Raw genomic sequence first — 5,421 nt, 5'->3', positions numbered from 1 at the left:
TCAGACTAACTTCCACTTCTACTAGCGGTGGAACTTAGTTTGGGAATTTAGCAGCTTTTCCTATGTAAGCCCTTATCAGAAACAGTTAAGAGTAACATTCTCTTCAGATGCGAATAAATCAGTAAAAAATAATTCTTGCTAACATACATTTCCTATATTGAAGCCACCGATTTCATATCCCAAACTGTCTACAAAAATTAGCATTCATTTCTAACAATTCTTTAAAAGGAACTATTTTTCTAACCGCACCTGATGGAGTGTACTCCATTGACCACATAAATGGATAGGTCAAAACAACTTCATTCGTTTCAAGCGATAAATCTAATTCGAACAAATCTGATACTATAAGTTCTTGATAAAATAGGTCTAACTGATTTGTAGTCACCCAATATAAAAATCCCTTATAATCTATCTCCAAATCCTCCCATTCTAATGTATCGGGGGCAAAATATTCTATTGAATTTAATTTTTCAATATTTATTGCAAATAGACCACCCAAAATATCATAAGCTATCAAACAACGATTAGGATTATAACATTTTGAAAACAATTCATTACAATAGATGAATCCATTCTCTGAGTCATTCCCCAAAATCTTTAAATAACCATTAACAGTTATATAAGAAAAATGTTCTAAGATAAACTTTAGTTCTTGTGGTGTTTCTATAGTATCCGTTATTTTTTTATTAAATTCTAAAAACTTAATATCATTGGAACTTTCATCAAATTTTTCAAGAATCTCTCTCATAGTGATCATTTTATTTACCTATTCTCCACTACTCATCTTTACTCTTGTAGTTCATAGTTACTAATGTTTGTAATATTAAAGATTCTAATAAATTCTAATCTTTCAAGATGTTATACCTGCCCAGTATTCTTCCAAGAAAATAAAAATCTCAGAGAGGTAACGTTTAAATCATAAAAATGTTCGCTTTCTCTGAGATAAAACGCTAAAATCTAGTTGAGCCTTATAGAACCCCTATCTACGATACTGTTTCAAGAAACGAGTCATCTTGTCTTGAATTTGGGCTAGTTCATCGACACGAGGAAGGTAAACGATACGGAAGTGGTCTGGTTCCTGCCAGTTAAAACCTCGACCATGAACCAAGAGAACCTTTTCCTGCTTCAAGAAATTAAGGACAAACTGCTCATCATCATCGATACGGTACATATTACGGTCGATTTTAGGGAAGATATAGAGCCCCGCCTTGGGTTTAACAGCAGAGAGACCTGGAATCTCTTGAATAGCATTGTAGATGAAATTTCTTTGCTCGTAAATTCGTCCACCTGGAAGGAGCAATTCATCGACTGATTGATGACCACCCAAGGAAGTTTGTACGACTTGTTGAGCCAAAACATTGGAACAAAGACGCATATTGGACAGCATATTGAGCCCTTCGATATAGCCTTTGACATGTGTCTTAGGACCAGACAAGACCATCCAACCCACACGGAAACCAGCGATACGATGTGATTTTGACAGACCATTCATGCTGACACAGAAGACATCTGGTGCCAAGCTCGCCACAGGCGTATGCACATGTCCATCCATGACCATGCGGTCGTAAATTTCATCCGCAAAGATAATCAAATCGTTTTGACGGGCAATCTCAATAATCTCCAGCAAGAGTTCTTTAGGATAAAGGGCTCCAGTTGGGTTATTTGGATTGATAAGGACGATTGCCTTGGTATTGGAAGTGATTTTTGACTTGATATCGTCAATATCTGGGTACCATTCGGCAGCTTCATCACAGATATAGTGAACGGCATTTCCTCCAGCTAGACTGACAGCCGCTGTCCAGAGAGGATAGTCTGGCATTGGCACCAAGACTTCATCCCCATTGTCCAAAAGCCCCTGCATAGACATGACAATCAACTCACTGACACCATTTCCAAGGTAGATATCATCAATATCTACGTTTGGAAATTTTTTCAATTGGCAATACTGCATGATAGCCTTACGGGCTGAGAAAATCCCCTTGGAGTCAGAATAACCTTCACTATCACGCGCATTCATAATCAAGTCATGAATGACCTCGTCTGGCGCTGTAAAGCCAAATTCTGCTGGATTTCCTGTATTCAGACGTAAAATCTTTTCTCCGTTTGCTCGCATCCGCATGGCTTCTTCCAAAACAGGGCCACGGATATCATAAGCAACATGCTCTAACTTACTAGACTTGTTATATTCTTTCATCTTGTTTCCTCAATTCTTCAGGATAGTAACATTATACCACTAGAAAGAGAATGCGACAAGTTTACTGAAATGTGTTACTAGATTCGTATAGAAGAAAAACCTCACTAAAAGCGAGGTCAAGACAGGGGAGATAGCAGGAATTTTGCCAAAGACAGATCACATACCAAAAGATAAACCTAGAAAAAGCAAGCCTAAAAAGGAGTCATAGAGAAGATTGAACATGAGGAAAAGCCCACATATCATCAAGTAATCCCAGCGACCACTTCTTTTAGCGACTAGGAATAATACCAAATGGTAGAGTAAATGAAAGACTAAAAAGCCAACAAAACCTGGATAAAGAAGCGGAATCAGCTTCTCTAATTGCCAGATCATGATCACTTCTACCAAGACTGAAACTAGGATAATTCCATAATAAAGGAAATTTGATTTTTGAAAAGAGTGCTTCATCATTCTCCCTCCCTTCACTTCTTTCCTGCTATCCTTTCTTTTATTTTATCATATATTTATATAGATTTTAAGCGCTAACATTTTTTTGAAAAATACTTTTTTTGCTTTACTTCTATAGTGAAAAGGTTTACAATTATAGTAAGAAAATTTCAGGAGGTTTCATTATGGCACAACGTTACCAAAATATCATGGTCGCAATCGATGGTTCTAAAGAAGCGGACTTGGCTTTTGTCAAGGGAATTCATTCTGCTCTACGAAACGACGCTAAACTCACCATCGCACATGTCATTGACACACGCGCACTCCAAAGTGTATCCACCTTTGATGCTGAAGTTTATGAAGAACTCCAAGTCGACGCTGAAAGTCTGATGAAAGAGTACGAAAAACGTGCTAAAGATGCTGGTGTGGCAGATATTCACATCGTCATTGAAATGGGGAATCCAAAGACCCTCTTGGCACGTACTATTCCCGATGCTGAGGAAGTGGACCTCATCCTCGTTGGCGCAACTGGTCTCAACGCCTTTGAACGCCTCTTGGTCGGTTCTTCATCTGAATACATCCTCCGCCATGCTAAGGTCGATTTGCTGGTGGTGAGAGAACAAGAAAAAACCTTATAATCACAAAGAAAAGGAGCCCCCAGCTCCTTTTTATTTACTTTTTGTTTACTGTTTATTTCTCTCTTTATGGCGTTCATAAGCCTTGAGCTGGCGCTGCAGTTCCTTTTTAATAGCAGGTTCTGGAGCATATTTTTCTTCCCAATCATCTGGTTTTAAGATTTTGTGGGTCACTGGATCAAAATGAGCCTTGCCATCTGGGAAAATTTTCCCCATATTGGCCTGATGGACAATATCAAAAATACGTTCTGGGTCCACCCCCATCAAGACAAAACTACCGTAGGTGAAGTAAAGCGTATCAATCAAGGCATCCACCTGCCCTATCAAATCTTGCTGAGCAGGCGTCTTCTTAGCTACTTTATCTGCTGCCTTATCAAGGGCTTGATGAAGTTGCGATAGAGCTTGACCAAAATCCTCTTCAGAGGGACTGGCTGCTCGAACAAACTCCACCAATTCTTCTATTTTAAAGCCAGCCCTGTGAGTTGCACCTTCTAAATCCCAAGCTCGAGGTTCTTCTTGAGTCCGTTCATCCATCATGTGGTGGAAGGTCTTGACCTTATTGAAGTGATAGTCACGACTGACAAAGACTTTTTCTGAGGCCAGAACACCAAAATGTTCCAAGGCCTTGTGGATTCCGTCTTGCTGATTGCTGGTGGTAATGTGCTTAGCAACTTCCTTAACACTGCTACTACCATTTCCCATAGCGATCGACATACCAACACCAGCCAGCATTTCTAGGTCGTTATCTGAGTCACCAAAGGCCATGACTTGGTTGAGATCAAAACCATATTCTTTCCCAACTCGGCGTATGCCTTCCAATTTAGAGTTCCCTTGATTGATGACATCCGCTGCAAAAGGATTGCTACGTGTCAATTTCAAGTCTTCAAAATCAGCTGCTGCCTTCTCAGACTCTTCTGGTGTCATCAGCATCAAAACTTGGTAGATAGGCTGATTCATCAGATGAAGCAGGTCTTCTTCCTTTTGGGGAACAACCTTGCTGACCATACGATTAAAGGAATGACTCACTGTCCGAGTTAAAACTGAGGGAACGAAGCGACTGATTCGTTGGGAAAAAGAACCCAGACCAAAGGACATGATTTTGGAACCTAACATGGCATCCTTGGTCCCTAGGGCAATCTCCTTACCCTCTTTTTTAGCATAAGTAATGAGCTGGCGCAAATGTAACTTGGAAATTGGGCTTGTGAACAAGACTCTGTCTTTAGTAAAGATATACTGGCCATTGTAGGTTACCGCAAAATCCAGATCCAAATCGTCCATCAATTCCTTAACAAAAAAAGGTCCTCGACCTGTCGCTACGCCGACAAGCACCCCTTGTTCTTTGACAATTTTAATCGCGTCCTTAGTGGATTTCAAAACACTCTTGCGATCGTTGACCAAGGTTCCATCGATATCAAAAAAAACAGCTTTGACTTCCATCCTATCCCAATCTCCCCTTTTGTGATACAATGATTATACCACATTTCAGAAAGAGTGAGTAAATCATGCCTAAGAAAATCCTTGTTTTACATACGGGTGGGACTATTTCCATGCAAGCCGATGCTTCTGGCGCTGTTGTGACGAGTTCAGATAATCCCATGAACCATGTGTCCAACCCACTTGAAGGAATCCAAGTCCACTCCTTGGACTTTTTTAACCTGCCAAGCCCCCATATCAAACCCAAGCATATGCTGGCCCTCTACCAGAAAATTAAAGAGGAAGCTGCTAACTATGATGGAGTGGTAATCACACACGGGACCGATACTCTAGAGGAAACAGCTTATTTCCTTGATACCATGGAAGTTCCCCATATGCCTATCGTTCTAACAGGTGCCATGCGTAGCTCCAACGAACTCGGCAGCGACGGTGTTTATAATTATCTGAGTGCTTTACGGGTGGCTAGCGATGACAGGGCTGCGGACAAAGGTGTTTTGGTCGTTATGAACGATGAAATCCATGCTGCCAAGTATGTTACCAAAACGCATACGACCAACGTCGGCACCTTCCAGACCCCAACACACGGACCACTTGGTCTGATTACGAAGCGGGAAATCCTCTACTTCAAAACAGCTGAACCTCGTGTCCGCTTTGACCTTGATCACATACAAGGATTGGTCCCTATCATCTCGGCTTATGCTGGTATGACAGATGAGCTGATTGATATGCTGG

At 40.7% G+C, this 5,421-nt stretch carries 6 protein-coding genes; 2 read left to right on the top strand and 4 right to left on the bottom strand.

Translation table 11 applies throughout. The annotated features are described in order from the left end of the window. Positions 1–172 precede the first annotated feature (172 nt). The 3 genes from RWM06_RS09180 to RWM06_RS09170 form a co-directional block, all read right to left on the bottom strand. Complete coding sequence (locus RWM06_RS09180) at positions 173–748, bottom strand: DUF2625 family protein (protein ID WP_160165279.1); 576 nt, start codon at positions 746–748, stop codon at positions 173–175. A gap of 231 nt (positions 749–979) precedes the next feature. Then, positions 980–2,194 carry a pyridoxal phosphate-dependent aminotransferase gene (locus RWM06_RS09175; RefSeq protein ID WP_000666461.1) on the bottom strand — a complete coding sequence of 405 codons (1,215 nt, stop codon included), beginning with the start codon at positions 2,192–2,194 and terminating at the stop codon, positions 980–982. 156 nt (positions 2,195–2,350) lie between these two features. After that, a complete protein-coding gene (locus RWM06_RS09170; protein WP_313970894.1) occupies positions 2,351–2,644 on the bottom strand; it encodes a hypothetical protein in 294 nt (97 codons plus the stop codon). Positions 2,645–2,805: 161 nt separating this feature from the next. Here RWM06_RS09170 and RWM06_RS09165 point away from each other — a divergent pair, with 161 nt between their 5' ends. Further along, positions 2,806–3,258, top strand: coding sequence for a universal stress protein (locus RWM06_RS09165; protein ID WP_313970893.1), 453 nt, complete (start codon positions 2,806–2,808; stop codon positions 3,256–3,258). 45 nt (positions 3,259–3,303) lie between these two features. Here the strand turns inward: RWM06_RS09165 and RWM06_RS09160 are convergent, their stop codons facing one another. Then, on the bottom strand, positions 3,304–4,692 hold the full coding sequence (locus RWM06_RS09160; RefSeq protein ID WP_313970892.1) for a Cof-type HAD-IIB family hydrolase: 1,389 nt from the start codon (positions 4,690–4,692) through the stop codon (positions 3,304–3,306). A 65-nt stretch (positions 4,693–4,757) separates the two neighbouring features. Here RWM06_RS09160 and RWM06_RS09155 point away from each other — a divergent pair. Next, the coding region (locus tag RWM06_RS09155) for an asparaginase (protein ID WP_313970891.1) at positions 4,758–5,421 on the top strand (664 nt) is incomplete at its 3' end.

Origin of the sequence: uncultured Streptococcus sp., assembly GCF_963516575.1 — a bacterium.
Classification (GTDB): Bacteria; Bacillota; Bacilli; order Lactobacillales; family Streptococcaceae; genus Streptococcus.
This window is presented reverse-complemented; position numbering and strand designations above follow the sequence as displayed.

Excerpts from the sequence above, each read along its gene's own strand:
- RWM06_RS09175 (WP_000666461.1), bottom strand. The coding sequence starts at position 2,194 with ATGAAAGAATATAACAAGTCTAGTAAGTTAGAGCATGTTGCTTATGAT.
- RWM06_RS09180 (WP_160165279.1), bottom strand. The coding sequence starts at position 748 with ATGAGAGAGATTCTTGAAAAATTTGATGAAAGTTCCAATGATATTAAG.
- RWM06_RS09170 (WP_313970894.1), bottom strand. The coding sequence starts at position 2,644 with ATGATGAAGCACTCTTTTCAAAAATCAAATTTCCTTTATTATGGAATT.
- RWM06_RS09160 (WP_313970892.1), bottom strand. The coding sequence starts at position 4,692 with ATGGAAGTCAAAGCTGTTTTTTTTGATATCGATGGAACCTTGGTCAAC.
- RWM06_RS09165 (WP_313970893.1), top strand. The coding sequence starts at position 2,806 with ATGGCACAACGTTACCAAAATATCATGGTCGCAATCGATGGTTCTAAA.